Origin of the sequence: Neisseria canis (assembly GCF_900636765.1) — a bacterium.
GTDB classification, from domain to species: domain Bacteria; phylum Pseudomonadota; class Gammaproteobacteria; order Burkholderiales; family Neisseriaceae; genus Neisseria; species Neisseria canis.
This window is the reverse complement of record NZ_LR134313.1, coordinates 30743-50776: the sequence shown is the minus strand read 5'-3', so window position 1 is coordinate 50776 and position 20034 is coordinate 30743. Positions and strand designations below refer to the sequence as shown.

Below are 20034 nucleotides of genomic sequence, written 5' to 3'. Positions count from 1 at the left end.
AAAGAACCGAACCGTCTTTAAAACAGGTTTGAAGTGCCGCTATCCGGCTGATAATCGTCAGAGGCAGGCGGAATAGCGTTGAAGTATGTTGGTTGTTCCTGTTCTGTTTGGGCAGGTTGGGGCGCACGTTCGGATTGCGGTAAGGTATCCGTACCCGCATCGATTTCGATCTCGCTGCCTTCTGGCAGAATTTCGTCTTGCTGCGGCACAGGTTTGGGCGGCGGCGCTACGGCTTTGCTCAATTCGCCATCGCCGCTGGTCCAAGCCAATGATTTTAAGGCGCCTTGTGGTTTTCCGTTTTTCGAGCCGCAGGTGATGCAGTTCAAAGAACCGGTTTTATTTTTTAATACAAGGGCCAATCGCTTGGTGTGTACCGTTTTACCGTGTGCTTTTGCCCAAGCGCTGATACTGGCCTGCAAAGCTTTGGCATCCAAATTGTTTTGACGGTAAGGATCACGGAAAGCGGCGAGCCACAGATTGTTGTTGGCATCGGTGTTTAGAGAAGCCATTTGATAAATTACATCAACGGGCGCCCCTGTGTTGATGGCTTTGGCAAATTCGAGCGCATCGGGTGATTTCATCCGCACACAACCGTGGCTGCGCACGCCGGGAACGCTGGTCGGGGCATTTGTGCCATGGATGCCCAAGCCGAGTTTAGGATCGCCCATGCGGACAAAGACCGGCCCTAATGGATTGTCGGGTCCCGGAGGTACGGTAGTTTTGCCGTTTTTCAGTTCTTTTTGAATCGATTTCGGAATATGCCAAGTAGGATTGTAAGCTTTGGCACCGATAAGGTGGCGGCCCAGATTGGTTTGGGTGGCCGCTTTGCCTACTGCAACAGGGTACGCTTTGGTCAGCTTGCCGTCGGTGTATAAAAACAACCGTTGTTGGGGAATATTGATAAAAACGTGTTGGCCTTCTGAGTAAGGTTGGACGTCCGGTAGGGGTGTGTTGGCTGCCGCGATGCCGCTGAATGTGGCGGCAAACAGGCCTAATCCAGTTTTATTCATTGTGAATTATCTTTATTAAGTATATGTTGTGGTTGTAAAAACAAAAAGGAAATCATACCGTATTTTCGGTAAATTTGTGAGAAAATATCGGAATTTGTTAGGTAAGGGTCGGAATGTCGGCTATTAAGGTTGTAAAAATGCAGAGCGGTATGCAGGATAAGGCGAAAGTTTTTGCAGTAGATTATGAAGGGCGGGGTGTTGCGCGTGTGGGCGGAAAAGCCGTTTTTATCCGAGGCGCCCTGCCCGGCGAAGAAGTGCGCTTCCGTGTGACGCAAAGTAAAAAAAGCTTTGATGAGGCGGAAGTGGTCGATATTTATCAAGCTTCACCTGATAGGGTGGAGCCTATATGTCGGCATTTTGGTGTGTGTGGCGGCTGTGTATTGCAGCATGCCTCGGCTAAAGCGCAAGTTGCATACAAACAACGTGTGATGGAAGAGCAATTGCTGCGTATCGGTAAAGTGCAGCCGGAAAAAATTTTGCCACCTATTTATGGTAATCCGTGGACTTACCGCCATCGTGCGCGTCTGAGCGTTACCAAAAACAAGCAAGGCAGAACGAAACTTGGTTTCCGTTCGCGGCGCAGCAATGAAGTAGTGGACTTGGAGGAGTGTGCTGTTTTGCCGCAAGAGATAGTAGAAGTGTTGCCTTATTTGCGCTTGTTGCTAGACAGTTTGTCGGATAAAGCAGTGGTGGAATACATTGAATTTTCTGTCGGCCAACTGCTGACTGCTTTGAATATCTGCACCCGCTCATGCCTGTCTGAAAAAGATTTAGACAAACTCAAAATGTTTTCAGACAGGCATTTGAAGAATAAGCAATATGCTTGGCAAATCTGGCTTCAAACCAAACCAAATCAGACCCAACCTTTTTACCCGCAGAATATGCCAGAGCTATTTTATGAAATGCCGGAATTCAATGTGAAAATGCCGTTTCAGCCCGGCGATTTTACACAGATCAATCAGGAGTTGAATACGTTGATGGTTGCACGCGCCGTCAGAATGCTCGAACCGAAAAAGGGAGAGAAAATTGTCGATTTATTTTGTGGATTAGGTAACTTTACCTTGCCGATAGCGAAAAGCGGTGCTCATGTTTTGGGTATAGAGGGCGAGAGCCGGTTGGTTCAGCGGGCCAAAATGAATGCTAAAATAAATGGCTGTGCCGATAATACACATTTTGAAACGGCAGATTTGTTTGCTGTTACGCAAGCGGATATAAAAAAATGGGGAAAACCGGATAAAATTTTGCTTGATCCTCCCCGGAGCGGCGCGTATGAAATTGTTAAAGCATTGGGAACTGCCTGTATGCCAAAGCGGATAGTGTATGTTTCCTGCAATCCTGCAACATTCGCTAGGGATGCCAATGTGATAGTAGAAAAAGGCTATAAATTCAAAGAAGTAGGGGTTATGAATATGTTCCCCCAAACTGCACATATTGAGTCTATCGGTCTTTTTTACAGATAATCGGTATTTTTTGGCGTAAAGAAATATTTGCAAAATGACTGATGTAAGCAAGTCATGCTATCATCCACATCTAAGGAATCAACAGCCTATTGATACAATTTTTGTTCATTTGTTTTGATAAATTAAGTGTTTATAGGCTTACTGTATATATCGGGAGAGTTTCTTGAATTACTCGCTGTTAATAGGATTATTGGGTGCGCTGGTTGTTGTCGCCCTTTTTGTGCGCTTAAAGCAAAACAAAACGGGAAATAAAAAGACAACTAAGCCGGCATTGAAGCGCGCCGAGAATAATGAAACAGGGCAATCTTCTGGCGAATGGTTGGATATGGTCAACCAAACGGTAGAAGAAACAGACGACCAAGATTGGGAGTGGGACACCGGGGGAATAGATCCTGGTGCTACTTCTGTTTCTGCCAAAGAAGTGGATCCACTGACTGAATATCAGGTTTATAAACAATTTGGGTATGAGGATAAAGCAGCCGCATCGCTGGCGGGTTACCTTAACAAAATGGAAGGTAATGCTCCTGAAAAATTGGTTCATGAGCTGGCCAGTTTAAGTCTGAGTACAGGAAATATAGACCTGTTGGCCACAACACTCGACAAACATGCTGATATTTTGTCGAGCGATAGCCTGTCTGATTATGTTCGCGAAGGTTTGATGCAAGACTCGAACAACTTACCCTTACGTGTGGTTGCAGAGGCTAGGTTGGGATGGAGTATGCAGGAAGTAGCCCGCCAGATTGGCGAGCAGACAGGATTGGGCGTAGAGGAAGCAGTAAGTGCGCAGACAGCGCATCAATCTTCCTCATCCGGCTCTGTTTCTACTGAAAAACGTGTTTCCAAACGTAGTGCAATTGTCGTAGCTAAAGGCACTCAGGAACTTCGTGATTTGTCGAACGAAGAAATGAATGCGGTTATGGGTTTTGTGAAGCCGGAACGCAGTACTAAAATTCTTAGAAATCAAGTTGGTTATGAAACAGCGCTTCAACAGTACAATCGTGCAATTCAGAAGTCGGAAAAACCTGCGGCACTCATTATTGATGCCCTGAAGCTTGATTACCAACACAATGAAGTGGAACAATTTGCCGGTCACTTGTGGAAACTTTATTATTCATTAGGCTCTTATGGGCGGCAAGTGAAAGAGCGCATGCTGGGTTGGGGTTATAGTTTGGGTCAGCATGAATTGTTTGATGATTTAGAAAAAGGCCCCAATGAGCAGCAAATTAGAGAAATTGGTTTGGCCAAAGGTTATTTGCAACCTTCTAAACGGCAGCTGAAAGCGCATTATCGTGATTTGGTATTGGAGAATGATTCGGTAACCAATACCAGCAATTCGCCTACTGATATGGTTATTAAAGAAGTTGAATCTTTATTAATGTATGGTCAGTTGGATCAAGCCATTGATACTTTAGAACAGTCGGTTTTACAGTATCCGGAAGAATCTCAGCTTTACATTACGCTCTTTGATCTATATGAGCGTTCAGAAGGCTGGGATCGTTTGGAGCAGTTTGTCAAACTGCTGAGAGATCGCGCATCAACTCTGCCAGAAGAAGCAGTATTGGCAATGAGCCGCTTATTGCAGCGTGTTAATGAAATTTCTAAATAACTATAAGAGTACCAAGAATGGATAGTCTGTTACCGAAAGTTAAAACAGTACGGGTGATGCTAAAGGATTTTAGCGAACAACAGGAAGCTATATTCCGCATGGCATTTAAAATGCACAATACGACTAATTATGAAATCGTAGAAGATGGTGCGGAACATAAACCAGATATGGTTTTGGTAGATGTTGATACCCAGCGCGGTATGTTGCCGTGGCATGAGGCACGCCAACAGCATAGTGATATTCCGGTGGTAATTTTTTCATCTGAAAAACCTATGCTTACAGCTCCTTATCTTGCCAAGCCGGTTAAGTTTGACACATTATTCCCAACTTTACGGAGTTTGGCTCAAGGGGGGAATGTTTACGAAGTCAAACCGGATGATCAAGCTGCGAAGTCTATCGAGCCGGCTGCGAAAAACGAACATAGAAAAGCAACCATTAAACGATTTAACCCTCAGAGCGGGCTTTTAGGCGCACTGAAAATGGCAAGTGCTCGCCAGCAGGATACTGCCGTTTTAAATAATGGAAAACCGGTTTTAATCGTATTTCCGAGCATTCAGCGTGTTTTGTTAACCGTTAGTGCAGATGAGTTGGAACGGATGTGTAAAAATGATAATCTTGAAGTTGTATGTAAAGCAGTTCCAGATAATCCGCAATGGAAAGATAAAGCAAAAGTCACAATTATGTCATGTATGTGGCAAATGGCGATTTGGACAGCACAAGGTCGTCTAGTTTATCCTTTAACACCGCAAACGGTTTTTACCCTCAAACGATGGCCTAACCTCACTCGTTTAGCGCCTGTGCCAGAATCGATGAGATTGTCTGCATTTTTAACTAAAACATCGGTAAATCTAAATGTGCTGTATAAAGTTATGCCTTTAGATATGGCTGATATTCTTAATTATATGGCGGCGACTTATGTTACAGGGTTCTTGGCAACAGATAATGAATTTGCTACTGAGAAGCATGCCACGCCGACTACTTCTGCCGCAGATGTGTCTGCTAGCATGAATGTGAATAGTGGCGAAGTTACTGATAAGAAAATGTCTAGTGATGCTGAGCGGGCTGCAAGTGGTTCAAAAGAACAGCCTAGAGGCTTGTTGAATAGATTAATGCGCAAGCTGATTGGTAAATAAGGAGTGTATAAATGATTGAAAATAAGATTATATTTACCGGTCCTGTCGGTGTGGGTAAAACCACTGCAATCAGTGCGTTATCGGATGATCCCCCTGTTCAAACTGATGCCCGAGCTTCTGATATGACATTGGTGCGTAAGGGTTATACAACAGTGGCAATGGATTACGGTGTCATTCGTTTGGATGAGGAAACAAAAGTCCATCTCTATGGTACCCCAGGGCAAGAGCGCTTTAACTTTATGTGGACTATTTTAAGTAAAGGAAGCATGGGATTGGTTCTATTGTTGGACAATACCCGAACCAATCCGCTGAAGGATTTAAATTTCTTTTTGGAAGCGTTTAAAGATTTGCTTAAGACAGCACCTTTGGTAGTTGGTGTAACAAAAATGGATATCCGCTCTTTGCCGAGTATTGAGGTTTATCAAAAATATCTGGCTCAGAATAATTTTAATGTTCCTGTTTTTGAAATTGATGCCCGCCAGGAAGATGATGTGAAACAACTGGTTAGTGCTATGTTGTTTTCTATTGACCCGGGCTTAGAGGTATAAGAATGGACACAACACTTTCTTTGCAAGCAAATTTGTATCCGCGAATTACTCCGGCAGGCGCTTATTATGCTGTTTCTAATAACACAACTAGTGCCAGCCGAACTTTATTGCACGGTTTGTTAAAAGCTGATTCTGATGAGTTAATCAGCACAGAGAAGCTTTTAGCATGGTCTGATACAAGTGATATCAATATAGCACTTAGCTTGTTGTATCGTTTACAGCGTCTGGAATTCTTGTATGGAGATGAATCTCCTTCAGTAAATAATGTTCACTTATCAGATGAACAACTGCCTGAGTTATTAGGAAAATTATCAAATATTGGCCGAGCTTTATTGGCTGATCAAAACGGATTATATTTTGCTAACGCAGGCTTTCATCATGAAACAGCAGAAGAAGTAGGTATTTTGGCCAGTGAAGTGGTTGCTGTTGGTGAGCGCCATCAGTTATTGTTGAAGAATAACTTAAATATCCATCATACTGCTTGGGGTATTTGTGATCCTTCAGGGCAAACGGAGTTAACTTTCTTTCCTTTATATATTGGTCAAAGCAAGTTGATATTAGTAATTGGAGGTGTTCCTGATTTGAATCAAGAGGCTTTTGTTTCTTTAATCAAAGCATTGAGCAACCGTTAAACTATTTGAAAAGCAGCCATTAATTTTTTTATGAATGAAATAATTTAATTTGATACTGTGGGAAAACTGAACAAGCAAGCTGCTTATTTTTAATAAATTGGAAAAACTATGCGTGAACAACTTTTAATGTCAGTATTAAGCGATTTGAACGCTACTTCTGTGGATATTATTGCCTCCGCCGTTATTTCGACTGATGGTCTGCCGATAGCAACATTGATGCCTAAAACATTGGATCAAGACAGAGTGGGAGCTATGTCGGCAACGTTGCTGGCTTTGGGTAGTCATGCTGCAGGCGAATTGGCTTGTGGTGAACTGGATCAGGTGATGGTGAAGGGTAAAACAGGCTACATTCTTTTGAACCAAGCTGGTTCTGACGCTGTTTTAACTTTAATGGCGAAGGAAAGTGGTAAGCTAGGTTTGATTTTGCTGGATGCGAAGAGAGCAGCAAAACATATTGCTGATATTCTTTAAAAAATTACAAACCGAGCAAAAATTTGTGGCTGAAGTAGATTAGCCCTAAATACCACGCCAAAGCTGCAGCTAAAAACCTTGCAACTTTGGCGTGGTATTTAAACGGAGAGACACTAATTTTTTATATAAATTTCTGATTTAATTAATAATGGGACTTAGGAAGCTTGTCACTATATTTGGTGATTTTGCTTCCTAAGCCCCTTATTTTTTAAGTTTTGCCGGAGAGACGCAAATTTTTATAATAACATTATGATTATGTAAGAAACTCTAGCGTTGTTTACAGTATTTGAAAGACAATACTGCCATGAACATCCATAAAAACACCCGCCTTACCCCGCACCAACGCCAAGCCGTTTGGCGCGCCTATACGCAGGATAAAATCACCGTTACCTCACTGGCCCGGCAATACCAAGTCAGCAGGGTTACCATTTACCGCATCCTAAAGGCGGCACGGCTGCAGCTGCTCGCACCACAAAACAGCACCAACAACCGTTTCAAACAGGCCAAATACGGAATGAAGCGTTTGGCAAAAGTGGAAAAAACATCGAAGAAAAGCTCAAGAAACAGGCCAAACGCTACAACAAATCCTATCCCGGCGAAATGGTGCATTTCGACACCAAACGACTGCCTTTGTTGCAAAACCAAAAAGCAACCGCCTCGAGAGATTACCTGTTTGTCGCCATTGACGACTATTCCCGCGAACTGTATGCGGCCATTTTGCCCGACCGTACAGCGGCTAGTGCGGCCAAGTTCCTTTTGCGTGATGTGATTGACTGTTGTCCTTATACCATCGAATGTGCCTATTCGGATAACGGCATGGAATACCGTGGCAATGCGTCGCATCCGTTTGCGGTTGCCTGTGTGCAGAACAACATCAACCAGAAGTTTACCCGTATTGCCCGACCGCAGACCAACGGTAAGGCAGAACGGGTAATCCGCACCCTGATGGAAATGTGGCATGACAAAGTTCCGTTTATGGATTCGGAACACAGGCAGAAGGAATTGTGCCGTTTTGTGAATTTTTATAATACGGTTAAGCCGCATAAGGGCTTGAAGGGCGATACGCCTTTTGAGGTTTTACAGGCTTATTTTTCTCAATCTGTTGTGTAAACAACGCGAGGATTTCTTACATATGATATTTTTAATATTTAAAAATATAAAATACAAAAATACCGTAAAAAGTACCGTATTTTTACAAAAGTCAAAGCGGTTTTAGGGTATTTTTTACCTTTTTGGCTGGGGGTGGCAAGCGGGTAGAAAATCATTTTTCAGGCATGTGCGGATTGGCTGATTGCACGGTTTACCCATTCATTGCGGCATGACAACCTTAACCGCTATCACGGGGTAAGCAACCGCCGCATTTTTAGGTTGTCTGAAACCGCTCGAAACCACGCAACAAAATATCAAAAAGTTAATGTTAATCAGACTGTTAAATAATACCTTTAACAACTCTCCATGGAAAAAAATTCTGTGAATGGGAGGGCGGGCGGTCTAGGAATATAAGCCGCCCGAACTTTTAACACCCCCTACCCATTCAGCAAAAGCCAGTAAGGAAGCTATACACCCGCTACACTTCACAAAAAACGCGGTGCGAATTACCCGCATGAATCAAATACCGGAAAGTACCTTAACACTTTCACGCCAGGCATTTATCAAACAAACGGCCTTTGCCTATTGCCTGCCCGATATGATAACCTGTCATGATGGTTTTCACGGTTAAATCTAGCTCTATTTCCGTTTACCCGTATTCCGCTGTCAGTTTAGGCGTAATGATGCCGCCCAATGATAGGGTTTCCCCTTGCTTTCTTTTCAGTAGATAGGCTCATACGCGGCTGTCAAACGCAATTATATTAGCGTATATCGGCGGGCTGTTTTCCCTGTATGTATGCACATTCATTTTCGCTATCACATAGACGCTGCCGCGTACTGTAAACAGCTTTTTGGGCGGCCTTGTCAGCTTGCCGCTAATGATACCGTCTATCATTTAAAACACCATTTCCGCAAAAAAATATATAACACACCCTCAAAAACTTGGTTACTTTGGTTATTCCGTTGATTTTAAAGAAAAAAGTGATAAAATTTTTGGTTACTTGCTGGTTACTGCTTGGTTACCTTTTTGTAACTATATGATTTTAATATATAAAATCTTGGTTACTGCATTAAGATGTTGTTAAATAAAATAAAACTGCTATCAGGTAGGGTTAGGCTGTCTGAAAGTAACCAATGGTAACCAACGAGTAACCAAGTTAAAAATGACTGATTAACTATATAAAACAATAAGATATATATCGAGTAACCAAAGTAACCAACTTAGATTCGAATTTCAAGTGCAACACTCAGGCAGTAGAGGTTGGAACAGATTCAAGAATAAAACACTTGGCGTTTCATAGCCAAGTGTTTTTCTTGGCCTATGGTTCAGTTCATCCTGAACCCTGCGTATTTCCCGCTCACTAATGTTGCGGAAATCGGTTTGTTTGGGGAAATATTGGCGGATGAGTCCGTTGGTATTTTCATTCAGCCCTTTTTCCCAAGAATGGTAGGGGCGGCAAAAATAGGTTTCCGCCTCCAATGCTTGGGCTATTCGGATGTGTCGGTAGAATTCTTTGCCGTTATCCATGGTCAGGGTGTGTACCCTGTTTTTATGCGCCTTCAATACCCTGATGACGGCGTTGGCGGTGTCTTTGGCGATGATGGTGTAGCGGGTAACCCGCTCGACCAAGGTCAGTAATGCGCTTTTCTGATCTTTGCCGACGACGGTGTCGGCTTCCCAATCGCCGATGCGGGATTTTTGGTCGACGATGGCGGGTCGGTTTTCAATGCCGATGCGGTCGGGTACTTTGCCTCTGCTCTATGTACTGCCGTAGCGTTTACGGTAGGATTTGCCGGCTATTCTGAGATGCTGCCACCAAGTGCCGCCGTTGCTTTTGTCGTCGCGCAGGTAGTTATAGACGGTGCTGTGGTGGAGTGATTTGGTGGTGCTTGTACAGATAGGCGCACACTTGTTCGGGACTGAGTTTGAGTCGGATGAGGGTATCGATGTGTTGAATCAGCCGGGAATGGAGCTTATAGGGTTTTCGCTTACGCTGTTTGGTAAGCCGGCTTTGCTGTTGGGCTTTTTCGGCGTTGTATGGCTTTTCCTGTGTACTGTGCCGTCTGATTTCGCGGCTGATGGTGCTTTTGTGGCGGTTAAGCTGTTTGGCGATTTCGGTGACGGTGTGGTGGCGGGATAGGTATTGGATGTGGTATCGTTCGTCTTGGGTCAGTTGTGTGTAGCTCATGGCAATCTTTCTTGCAGGAAAGGCCGTATGCTACCGCATACCGGCCTTTTTCTGTTATGGAAAGTTGCACTTCAAATCCGAATCCGCCGGGCATTATTGTCGGGTGGTGAATTTACAAGGGAAATGTTATACAGTATCATTTTGGTTCTGTTGCTTCTTGGCTGGGGCAAATAAACTGAAACAATTATGCTCGGGTTTGAGCCGGACATTTTTGATGAAGGCCAATGAACAAGGTATTCGGGCTAAGCTTGAATATGGCGAAACCATGATGGCAGCAAGTTTATCCGTTGCCTAAAAAACGGGCAGAAAAATAAAATTCATTCCGCTTGTGAAGCAGAATGCCAAATTTCTGCTTTATTAAGTTTTTCTGCCGATAAATAATTGCATGCTTTATGCATAACTTTGTGGCATGCGATTTCTTTAAAACAACAAAAAGCCTGTTTCAGACAGGCATTTGTTATCAAACACGCTGATACAGACAATGAATCTTTTATTAACCGGCTTAGTCCAACGCCTATTGCTGGCGGCTTTGGCCCTGACAGTGTTATGGGGCGTATATTTTTGGGCGATTGCCGAATGAGTATCCACATTAATAACCTTACCGTGAGCTATCAACGCAAGCCTGCCGTGCACCATATCGATATGGAATTTGAAGACGGCTCGATGTGGGTCATTTTCGGGCCCAATGGCGCAGGTAAGTCTACTTTGTTGAAAGCCGTTATGGGTTTGCTCAAAGCCGAAACGGGAAGCATCAAGTGGCAGGGTATGGAGCGCAAAGATATTGCTTATCTGCCGCAGCAGTCGGATATCGACCGTAACCAGCCGATGACGGTGCTGGAACTGGCAGCTTTGGGATTATGGTATGAAATCGGTTTTTTCGGCCGGATGAATGCCGACCAAAAAAAGCGCGTTATGCAGGCGCTCAAGCGGGTGGGTATGGAAGAGTTTGCCCAACGGCAGATTGCCCATTTGTCCAACGGCCAATTCCAGCGTGTCCTGTTTGCCCGCATGCTGGTGCAGGAGGCCAAGTTTTTACTGTTGGACGAGCCTTTTAATGCCGTGGATGCCCGCACTACTTACGCGCTGCTGGATGTTTTGCAGCAATGCAGCAGGGAAGGCCAGGCGGTTATCGCCGTGTTGCACGATTATGAACAAGTGCACGCCTATTTCCCGAACACGCTTTTAGTGGCGCGGGAAAAAGTGGCGGCAGGCAAAACAGAAGAAGTGCTGACCGATGCTTATTTGCAGAAAGCGGCCGCATTGATGCAGAAAACAGAAAGCGCAGAATGGTGCGTTGCTTGAGGTAAAACGGTTTTCAGACAGGCATGCTTATGATGCCTGTCTGAAAACCTGCTGAAACATGAATTTATACGAATTACTGATTTCCCCTTTTGCCGAGTTCGGCTTTATGCGTTATGCGCTGGCTTCGGTTGTGTTCCTCGCCTTGTCGGGCGCGCCGGTCGGCGTGTTTTTGGTAATGCGCCGGATGAGTTTGGTAGGCGACGCGCTCGGCCATGCCGTGCTTCCCGGTGCGGCCGTCGGCTACATGCTGGGCGGTTTGAGCATGCCGGCCATGAGCTTGGGCGGCTTTGCCGCCGGTTTGCTGATGGCGCTGCTGGCCGGCTTGGTCAGCCGGTTTACCAATTTGAAAGAAGATGCAAACTTTGCCGCATTTTATTTGAGCAGCCTGGCCATCGGGGTTGTATTGGTAAGCCAAAGCGGCAGCAATATTGATTTGCTGCATCTTTTGTTCGGCTCAATTCTGGCAGTGGATTTACCGGCTTTGCAGTTGGTAGCGGTAAGCGCCAGCGTAACCATCATCACTTTGGCCGTGATTTACCGCCCTATGTTGCTGGAAAGTATAGATCCGCTGTTTTTGAGGGCGGTAAACGGCAAAGGCGGTTTGTGGCATTTGATTTTTCTCGTGCTGGTGGTGATGAATCTGGTAGCCGGATTTCAGGCTTTAGGCACGTTGATGTCGGTAGGCTTAATGATGCTGCCGGCAATTACCGCCCGCTTATGGGCGCGCAATATGGGAATGCTGCTGTTTTTGGCATGCGTGTTCGCTTTGCTTTGCGGTATCGGCGGCTTGCTGTTTTCATATTATGTGGAAATACCTTCAGGGCCAGCGATTATTTTATGGTGTGGTGCGTTTTACTTGATTTCTATCGTTTTCGGCTGGGAAAGCGGCTTGGTTTCCAAATGGCTGCGCCGCCGGAAACATCATGCTTATTAAAGGAGTGGAAGAATGATACATTGGAAAATCGGCCTTTTGGCACTTTGTGTATCCGGCGCATTACATGCCGCACCGATGCCTGTGGTATCGAGTTTCAGCATTCTGGGCGATGTAACCAAGCAAATCGGCGGTGAACGCGTGGCCGTTCAGAATTTGGTCGGCGCGGATCAAGACGCGCACGCGTATCACCTGACAAGTGCAGACATCAAAAAAATCAGCGGTGCGAAGTTGGTGTTGGTGAATGGTTTGGGGCTGGAAAAAGCCGAACTTACCCGCGCTGTGAAACAAAGCAAAGTAGCCTATGCGGAAGCGGCTGCCGGTATTAACGCTTTAAAAATGCCGGAGGGCGGCCACCATCATCATCACGGGGAAGAAGGCGGCCACCATCATCATGACCATGATCATGGTGAATATGATCCACATGTATGGACCGATCCGGTATTGATGCAAAAATACGCTGCCAATGTAGCGGATGCCTTGATTAAAGCCGACCCGGCCGGCAAAGCTTATTACCAGCAGCGCCTTAATGCCTATCAGGGCGAATTGAAAAAGCTGGATACTTATGCATCGGGCAAATTCAATGCCGTTCCCAAAGCCCAACGCAAAGTGTTGACCGGTCATGATGCATTTGCCTATATGGGCAAGCGTTACGACATCGTATTTATCGCGCCGCAAGGTGTGAGCAGCGAAGCGCAACCCTCAGCCAAACAGGTGGCGGCGATTATCCGCCAAGTGAAACGTGAGGGCATCAAAGCGGTATTTACGGAAAACATCAAAGATACCCGCATGGTAGACCGCATTTCCAAAGAAACCGGTGTGAAGCTGGGCGGCAAGCTTTATTCAGACGCATTAAGCAGCGGCGCACCTGCCAATACTTACATCAATATGTACCGCCACAATGTGGATACGTTGAGCGGTGCAATGAAATAAGTTTCTGGGGCATAATATGGCTTATATCGGGTCATATCGGCAATGCCTGTCTGAAATTCAGACAGGCATTGGCTTCAAGGCATATTATAACGATGAAAATAATGTTTTTATTTCTTGACTTTAAGCAAAAAAAAGCGTTTAATAGCGCTATTGAATTTTCACGCCGATTTGACACAGCTTGCGGGCGTTTAAAACAGCTAAAGCGTACAGAGTTTTTCATTTAAGCTGTTATATTTTGGCCCGTTTGTGTTCAGCACAATCGGGCTTTATTCTGTTTCGGAAAACGGGAAACCAATAAAGAATCAAAAGTAGGAATACACACATTTATGATTGTTTTAGATAAAGTAAGTAAGCGCTACCGAAGCAGCGATACCGGAGGCTGGTTTACCGCGGTTGAACCGACCAGCCTGGAAATCAAGCAGGGGGAAATTTTCGGCCTGATGGGCTATTCAGGGGCAGGAAAATCCACACTGCTGCGCCTTATCAACCTTTTGGAGCGGCCTGATGAAGGCCGCGTGGTTGTAGAAGGGCAGGATTTAACCGAGCTCTCACCTGCCGCTTTGCGAAAAGCGCGCCAAAACATCGGTATGGTCTTTCAGCAGTTTAATTTGCTGAGTAACCGAACCGTTGCCGAAAATGTGGCGTTTCCGCTGGAAATCGCCGGTTGGGATAAAGCCAAAATCCAAGCCAGAGTGGACGAGTGTCTGGAAATCGTGCATTTGAGCGATAGGGCGCAACACTATCCCGCGCAGTTGTCGGGCGGGCAAAAGCAGCGTGTCGGCATCGCACGCGCGCTGGCGCCGAGCCCGAAAGTGATTTTGGCCGACGAACCCACTTCTGCATTGGATCCTTTCACTACGCGGAATGTGTTGGCGTGTTTGGAAGAGATTAATAAAAAATTTAATGTTACAATTGTGATTGTTACTCATGAGATGAGCGTTATCCGCCGCCTGTGCGACCGTACCGCACTCTTGCATCACGGTAAGCTGCTGGAAGTGGTGGATGTGAACAATAACCAAATCCACGCCCGATCAGAAATCGGCCGCGAACTGATTCGGGAGGATTGATAATGGCTGATTTAAGTTTTGCCCAAGCGGTGGATAATTTGTGGGGCATGAAATCCGAAATATTGAAAGCTGCTTGGGAAACCTGCATCATGATGGGCATTTCCGTTCCGGTTTCCGTGTTGTTCGGCACTTTGCTCGGCATCGGGATGTTTGCCACCGGAAACCACATGCTTTTTTATAACCGCACGGCCAATAAAGTTTTGGATAATGTGATCAACCTGATCCGTGCATTTCCTTTTGTGATTTTGATGGTGGCGATGGGGCCGCTGACCTTATTGTTGATCGGTAAAAGCATAGGCCCGTATGCGGCTTCTTTGATTTTATCCGTGTCCGGTATGTTTTATTTCGCCCGCTTGGTGGAGCAAAACCTGCGCGAAGTGCCGCGCGGCATTATAGAAGCGGCGACCAGTATGGGCGCATCACCGACCGCTATCATTTTCAAAGTGCTGCTTTCCGAAGCGCGTTCGGGCATGGTGTTGAGCATTACAGTATTGAGCATCGGCATTTTGTCGTATAGCGCGGCAGCGGGCATGATCGGCGGCGGCGGTTTGGGCGATTTGGCGGTGCGCTACGGCTACCACCGTTTCCAAACCGATATGATGGTGTTTATCGTAGCCGTGTTGGTATTGGCTGTGATTGTGATACAAAGCTTGGGCAATTTGATTGCCCGTAAATTGGATAAGCGCTGAGAAGCAGAATGCCTGTCTGAAAACTTTCAGACAGGCATTCTAGAAAATATTGATAAGCCGTGGCCCGGCTGTCGATACTGATATGAAACACCCCCTATTTAACACACTTACATTTTAAGGAGCTTGATATGCAACCTAACACATTGTTGTTCAAAACCCTGTCAGCCGGTGTTATTGCCATTGCGCTGTCGGCTTGCGGCGGACAAAAAGATAACGCCGCTCCTGCCGCCTCAGGTGCTTCTGCTGCGCAGGCAGGCGCTGAAAAAAGCAAAATCGTATTCGGCACAACCGCCGGTGATTTCGGCGATATGGTGCGCGAGCAAGTGAAGCCTGCTTTGGAAAAACAAGGCTATCAAGTTGAATTGGTTGAGTTTACCGATTATGTACGCCCCAATCAGGCATTGGCGCAAGGCGAGCTGGATATCAACGTATTCCAGCACAAGCCTTATCTTGACGATTTCAAAAAAGAACACAAATTGGATTTGGTAGAAATTTTCCAAGTGCCGACCGCACCTTTGGGTTTATACCCCGGCAAACTGAAATCGTTGAACGACGTGAAAGAGGGTAGCAGCGTTTCGGCGCCGAACGATCCTTCAAACTTCGCACGCGTTCTGGTTATGCTTGACGAATTGGGCTGGATCAAGCTGAAAGACAATGTCGATCCGCTGACAGCATCTAAAAAAGACATTGCCGCCAATCCGAAAAATCTGCAAATCGTAGAATTGGAAGCTGCACAGCTGCCGCGTAGCCGTCAAGATGTTGATTTTGCTGTGATTAATGGTAACTACGCAACCAGCTCGGGCATCAAACTGACCGAAGCCCTGTTCCAAGAGCCGAGCTACGCTTATGTGAACTGGTCTGCGGTGAAAACCGCCGATAAAGACAGCAAGTGGTTGAAAGATGTGGAAGCCGCTTATAACTCTGAAGAGTTTAAGAAATATGCGCAAACCCGCTTTGCCGGTTACAAATACCCCGAATCATGGGGCCTGAATGCAGCACAAGGCGCGAAAGCCGAAGCGGCTTCAACCGTTACCGCATCAGCAGCTTCTAAATAAAGCCGATTTGCTATAGTCAATCAACTTGCATAATAACGCTGTCATGCTCGGGTTAAGCCCGAGTATGATGAGTATGCTATTTTTAAGTTGGTTCGTTATATAAAAATGCCTGTCTGAAAATTTTCAGACAGGCATTTTTTGATTATGTGCTTAAACCGCTTCGGCTTCCTCTGCCAAGAAACCGCGCAGTTTCTGCATGGCTTTGGCTTCGATTTGGCGGATACGCTCGGCTGAAACGCCGTATTCTGCGGCCAATTCGTGCAGCGTCAGCCCGCCGTCGTCTTGCAGCCAGCGGGTTTCTACGATACGGCGGCTGCGGTCGTCGAGTTTGGCCAATGCGTTTTGCAAGCCTTCGGTTTGCAGCGATTCGTTGGCTTTCAATTCGATTTGGCGGGTCGGTTCGCTGTCGTTGTCGGCAAGCCAGTCGATGGGGGCGTAGCTGTCTTCATCGTCGCTGTTGTCGGCCAAAATGCCGATGTCGCGTCCGGTCATGCGCTGTTCCATTTCCATAACTTCGGAAAGCTTTACGCCCAAATCGTCTGCGATATCCTGGGCTTCTTTGGGCGAAAGTGCATTCAGGCTTTTACGCATGCTGCGCAGATTGAAAAACAGTTTGCGCTGAGGTTTGGTGGTAGCTACGCGAACCAAACGCCAGTTGCGCAGAATAAATTCGTGGATTTCTGCTTTAATCCAGTGTACGGCAAATGAAAACAGACGGGCACCGCGCGAAGGTTCGTAGCGTTTTACCGCTTTCATCAGGCCGATATTGCCTTCCTGAATCAAGTCGGCTTGGTTGAGGCCGTAGCCGTCGTAACCGCGCGCAATCGATACAACCACGCGCAGGTGGGAAAGAATGAGTTTTTTGGCGGCTTCCAAGTCGCCTGCAATTTGGCGTTCCGCTAAATGGGTTTCTTCTTCGGCGGAAAGCATGGGAATATTGTTAACGGTATGAATGTACTGCTCCAAACTGCCGTGACCACTCGGTACGGGTAATGCAAAAGCGTGATTCATCGTCATTGTATGTCGTTTCCTTTTTCTTTCGTTGTTTTTATCGTTTGGCGGAGGTGGGGCATTGTAACATTGTTAATTTTCTCTGTCAGTTCTGCCCCGACACTTGTGTATGCTTATTAGACAGAAGTTTTGTGTTTGGTTCTACACTTAATAGGTAAAATTTTGTATTTTTTAAAATTTGATTGTTTTTGAATATTTGAGTGAGTTTGTCGGGATTGTGGCAATGCTTGTCTGAATGTGTTTCAGACAGGCATTGGGGCTTAAAACTTGCGTTTTCGGCTGAAGCCGAACAAGGCAGCGGCAGCCAAACCGAGCAGGCTGATCAGCGGCCACGAACCGCCGAGCTTCATATAGGGGGTTTCTCCGGTGTAGCCCCGGATTTCGCCTTCCAATGTGGTAACGGTGTCGGCCGGGGCGGACAGTGTGATGCGGCCTTTGGGATCGACAATGGCGGTGGCGCCGGTGTTGGTGGCGCGTACCATGTAGCGGCCGAGCTCCAGCGAGCGGGCTTGGGATTGTTGGAGGTGTTGGTACATGGCATTGGATTTGCCGTACCAGGCGAGGTTGCTGGCGTTGGCGAGCAGGCTGGCTTGTTTGGCGGGCGCGATGAGTTCGTCGCCGAAACCGTCTTCATAGCAGATATTGAAAGCGACTTTCTGGTTGCCCATAATCAAGGGCTGTTGGTTGCTGCCGCCACGTTTGAAGTCGGCCAGCGGCATGTTCATCATTTGGTAGAGCGGCTCGATAATGGCGGGCAGAGGCTTGTATTCGCCGAAAGGGACGAGGTGGTTTTTGGCATAATAGGGTAGATCGTCGGGTTGGGCAGGATTGTAGGCCGACATATTGATGACGGCGTTTTCGTAATTGGTGCCGTTATCGGTGAATTGGGCGATGCCGATGGCCAGGGCGCTGCCGTTGGTTTTGGCTTGTTCGGAAAAATAGCCGAGTATTTCGGGAGGCAGCTGCTGCCGCATCACGGTAAGCGCGGTTTCAGGCAGGATAACAATATCGGCGCGGGTGGCGGAAACCATGTTGAGATACCGCTGTATGGTCGGCAGAACTTGGGCTTCGTCCCATTTCAGGGTTTGCGGGATATTGCCTTGCGGCAGGGCAACAGTGGCTTTGCTGCCGTCCGGCCGGGTGAATTCTACTTGGTGCAACAAACCGCCGGTAAGCAGCAGGGTGGCGAGTGCGGCGGCGCTGACGATGCGTTGTTTGGTTTGCCCGGGGTTGTCGATAACCAGCACAAGCCAAGCGCCGGCAAAAGCGGTGGCGAGTGTAACCAAATGAATGCCGCCAACGGGAGCGAACCCGGCCAACGGGCTGAAGTCGGCAATTTGAGAATAGCCTAAAGCGCCCCAGCCGAAGCCTGTGAGCAGGCGCTCTCGGGCGAATTCGGCAAGCGTCCAGTAAACGGGTAGGGCGATGCCGGTTTTCAGCGGGCGGCTGAGGCGGGTTTTCTGCCACAGCCACACGGCCAGCATGGGAAACAGGGCCAAATAAGCGGGTAGAAGGAAGGTTAGCGGTATGGCATAAATATTGGGCAGACCGGAAATATCGTGCAGGGCGGTGTGTATCCAGTAAAACTGGCAGACATAGGCAATCAGCCCGAACAGATAGGCGCTGCGGATTTGGCACCTAGGCCGCAATTCAAGCAGGCGGATCAGGGCGCCGAAGATGAGCGGCATCAACCAGAAATGGTAATACGGTGCGAATGTGAAAGGTGTGGCGGCAGCCAGAATAACCAGCAGCGGCCAGTAAACGGCGGGTTTTTGCCACAAGGTGTCGAAACGAGAAAATGCCATAATATATAGATAGTGTGTGAGTAATGCCTGTCTGAAAAAGTTTTCAGACAGGCATTATATTATAGTGGTTCACTACAGCCTGGCCATCCGGTGTTTGCCGGACGGGTTAGTGGGCTTCTTTCTTGCCGAAAGCTTTCATCAGCGGCAGCACCACGGCGCATACGATGGCGCCGATAACCACACCCACCACCAAGCTGGCGAGGTTGCCCATCAGTCCGTCGGCCCAGCCGCGCGCTTCGAGGAAATGGTGCAGGCTGTCGACATAGTGTACAAAAATGCCGCCGCCGACCAAAAACATGGCAATGGTACCGGCCACGCTCAAAAAGCGCATAAACCAAGGCATAAAGCTGATAATGCCCTTGCCGACGGTGGCCGAAGCGCCGCCTTGCTGCATCATTTTCAAACCCAAATCATCGGCTTTCACAATCGCGGCCACCAAGCCGTAAACAGCGATGGTGATGCCGATGCCGATTGCGGAAAGGGAAATGATTTTCACGCTGAGCGGCGATTGTGCCATCACGCCCAAAGCGATGATGATGATTTCGGCAGAAAGAATGAAATCGGTGCGGATAGCGCCGCGGATTTTGTCTTTTTCACTAATCACTTCATCGGGTTTGACGGTACCGCCGGCATGGCTTTCATCATCTTTGTGCAAAAATTTGTGCAGCAGCTTTTCCACACCTTCAAAACACAGATAAGCGCCGCCTATCATCAGCAGCGGCACAATCAGCGACGGCGCGAATACCGAAAGCAGCAGAGCAACCGGAATCAGAATCACCTTATTAATCAACGAGCCTTTTGCGACTGCCCATACAATCGGCAATTCGCGGTCGGCCTGTACGCCGGTCACTTGGTTGGCATTGAGGGCCAAATCGTCGCCGACCACGCCGGCGGTTTTTTTGGCTGCCATTTTAGTCATCAGGGAAACGTCATCAAGGATGGAGGCGATGTCGTCGAGCAGGGTAAAGAGGGTGGAAAAAGCCATGTGTGAAGTAGTCCTTAGTTCTTGGATGGTTCGTTTTTTGGGAATATTATAACGGATAAAGCATGCGTATATTAATACAGTTGTGGTATATTTTCAGACAGGTTTGGTATTAGGTAAA

16 protein-coding genes and 2 pseudogenes are annotated in these 20034 nt (G+C 47.0%); 13 read left to right on the top strand and 5 right to left on the bottom strand.

All coding sequences use genetic code 11. The features are described from left to right. Nucleotides 1-17 precede the first annotated feature (17 nt). Complete coding sequence (locus tag EL143_RS00245; protein WP_085416821.1) at nt 18-1010, bottom strand: L,D-transpeptidase; 993 nt, start codon at nt 1008-1010, stop codon at nt 18-20. Nucleotides 1011-1123: 113 nt separating this feature from the next. Here EL143_RS00245 and rlmD point away from each other — a divergent pair, with 113 nt between their 5' ends. The 7 genes and pseudogenes from rlmD to EL143_RS12995 all read left to right on the top strand — a co-directional run bounded on the left by rlmD (nt 1124) and on the right by EL143_RS12995 (nt 7970). Beyond that, entirely contained in the window at nt 1124-2470 is a 1347-nt protein-coding gene (gene rlmD, locus EL143_RS00240; protein WP_232001305.1) for a 23S rRNA (uracil(1939)-C(5))-methyltransferase RlmD, read from the top strand. Nucleotides 2471-2633: 163 nt separating this feature from the next. Further along, the gene (locus EL143_RS00235) at nt 2634-4076 is read left to right on the top strand and encodes a 23S rRNA methyltransferase (RefSeq protein WP_232001304.1); all 1443 of its coding nucleotides are present in this window, start codon (nt 2634-2636) and stop codon (nt 4074-4076) included. 17 nt (nt 4077-4093) lie between these two features. Continuing rightward, the gene (locus EL143_RS00230) at nt 4094-5209 is read left to right on the top strand and encodes a response regulator (protein WP_085416823.1); all 1116 of its coding nucleotides are present in this window, start codon (nt 4094-4096) and stop codon (nt 5207-5209) included. A gap of 11 nt (nt 5210-5220) precedes the next feature. Continuing rightward, complete coding sequence (locus tag EL143_RS00225; protein WP_009117310.1) at nt 5221-5757, top strand: GTP-binding protein; 537 nt, start codon at nt 5221-5223, stop codon at nt 5755-5757. Nucleotides 5758-5759: 2 nt separating this feature from the next. After that, nucleotides 5760-6389, top strand: coding sequence for a peptidase M23 (locus EL143_RS00220; RefSeq protein WP_085416825.1), 630 nt, complete (start codon nt 5760-5762; stop codon nt 6387-6389). A 108-nt stretch (nt 6390-6497) separates the two neighbouring features. Continuing rightward, on the top strand, nt 6498-6860 hold the full coding sequence (locus tag EL143_RS00215; protein ID WP_009117308.1) for a roadblock/LC7 domain-containing protein: 363 nt from the start codon (nt 6498-6500) through the stop codon (nt 6858-6860). Between the two features lie 304 nt (nt 6861-7164). Further along, nucleotides 7165-7970 (top strand): annotated as a pseudogene (locus tag EL143_RS12995) (integrase core domain-containing protein). Nucleotides 7971-9183: 1213 nt separating this feature from the next. Here the strand turns inward: EL143_RS12995 and EL143_RS00205 are convergent. Next, a pseudogene (locus EL143_RS00205) lies at nt 9184-10138 on the bottom strand (IS30 family transposase). A gap of 576 nt (nt 10139-10714) precedes the next feature. Here EL143_RS00205 and EL143_RS00200 point away from each other — a divergent pair. The 6 genes from EL143_RS00200 to EL143_RS00175 all read left to right on the top strand — a co-directional run bounded on the left by EL143_RS00200 (nt 10715) and on the right by EL143_RS00175 (nt 16115). Beyond that, nucleotides 10715-11440 (top strand): metal ABC transporter ATP-binding protein, encoded by a 726-nt coding sequence (locus tag EL143_RS00200; protein ID WP_197719604.1) that lies wholly within the window; start codon nt 10715-10717, stop codon nt 11438-11440. 58 nt (nt 11441-11498) lie between these two features. After that, complete coding sequence (locus tag EL143_RS00195; RefSeq protein ID WP_085417366.1) at nt 11499-12374, top strand: metal ABC transporter permease; 876 nt, start codon at nt 11499-11501, stop codon at nt 12372-12374. A 12-nt stretch (nt 12375-12386) separates the two neighbouring features. Beyond that, nucleotides 12387-13304 (top strand): metal ABC transporter solute-binding protein, Zn/Mn family, encoded by a 918-nt coding sequence (locus EL143_RS00190; protein ID WP_085417365.1) that lies wholly within the window; start codon nt 12387-12389, stop codon nt 13302-13304. Between the two features lie 326 nt (nt 13305-13630). Next, nucleotides 13631-14371: a methionine ABC transporter ATP-binding protein gene (locus EL143_RS00185; RefSeq protein ID WP_085417364.1), complete on the top strand. Its 741-nt coding sequence runs from the start codon at nt 13631-13633 to the stop codon at nt 14369-14371. A gap of 2 nt (nt 14372-14373) precedes the next feature. Then, complete coding sequence (locus tag EL143_RS00180; protein WP_085417363.1) at nt 14374-15060, top strand: methionine ABC transporter permease; 687 nt, start codon at nt 14374-14376, stop codon at nt 15058-15060. 128 nt (nt 15061-15188) lie between these two features. Next, complete coding sequence (locus EL143_RS00175) at nt 15189-16115, top strand: MetQ/NlpA family ABC transporter substrate-binding protein (protein ID WP_085417362.1); 927 nt, start codon at nt 15189-15191, stop codon at nt 16113-16115. 150 nt (nt 16116-16265) lie between these two features. Here EL143_RS00175 and rpoH read toward each other — a convergent pair whose 3' ends face one another. The 3 genes from rpoH to EL143_RS00160 form a co-directional block, all read right to left on the bottom strand. Next, entirely contained in the window at nt 16266-17126 is an 861-nt protein-coding gene (rpoH, locus tag EL143_RS00170) for an RNA polymerase sigma factor RpoH (RefSeq protein WP_040667432.1), read from the bottom strand. Nucleotides 17127-17386: 260 nt separating this feature from the next. After that, nucleotides 17387-18931, bottom strand: a complete 1545-nt coding sequence (gene lnt / locus EL143_RS00165) for an apolipoprotein N-acyltransferase (protein ID WP_085417361.1) — start codon at nt 18929-18931, stop codon at nt 17387-17389. Nucleotides 18932-19037: 106 nt separating this feature from the next. After that, entirely contained in the window at nt 19038-19916 is an 879-nt protein-coding gene (locus tag EL143_RS00160; RefSeq protein ID WP_085417360.1) for a DUF808 domain-containing protein, read from the bottom strand. Between the last annotated feature and the right edge of the window lie 118 nt (nt 19917-20034).